The 683-nt window shown below is 45.8% G+C and carries 1 pseudogene; it reads right to left on the bottom strand.

Annotated elements, in window-relative coordinates:
* A pseudogene (locus K8089_RS16255) lies at positions 1–683 on the bottom strand (hypothetical protein); the annotation flags it as partial.

Here is a 683-nt window from a genome sequence, read left to right as displayed (position 1 = left end):
GTAAACGGTGCAGCACAATTTGCGATTGGTGCTACGTTGTCTTCAACTGTTACCACTGTTGTACAGGTTGAAACGTTTCCGTTTACATCGGTTACGGTTAAGGTAATTGTATTCGGACCTACATCTGCACAGGTGAATGTGGATTTATCAATTGTGGTTGTTGCGATTCCACAGGCATCGGTGCTTCCAGCGTCAATATCGCCAACGGTGATGCTTGCGTTTCCGGTTGCATCCAATTGAATCGTAAACGGTGCAGCACAGTTTGCTACTGGTGCAACATTGTCTTCAACGGTTACAACTGTTGTACAGGTTGAAACATTTCCGTTTACATCGGTTACGGTTAAGGTAATCGTGTTCGGACCTACATCTGCACAGGTGAATGTGGATTTATCAATTGTGGTTGTTGCGATTCCACAGGCATCGGTGCTTCCTGCGTCAATATCACCAACGGTGATACTTGCGTTTCCGGTTGCATCTAATTGAATCGTAAACGGTGCAGCGCAATTTGCTACTGGTGCTACGTTGTCTTCAACGGTCACAACTGTTGTACAGGTTGACACGTTTCCGTTTACATCGGTTACTGTTAAAGTAATCGTATTCGGACCTACATCTGCACAGGTGAATGTGGATTTGTCAATTGTCGTGGTTGCGATTCCGCAGGCATCGGTGCTTCCAGCGTCAAT

Origin of the sequence: Aequorivita vitellina (assembly GCF_022008365.1) — a bacterium.
Taxonomy (GTDB): domain Bacteria; phylum Bacteroidota; class Bacteroidia; order Flavobacteriales; family Flavobacteriaceae; genus Aequorivita; species Aequorivita vitellina.
This window is presented reverse-complemented; position numbering and strand designations above follow the sequence as displayed.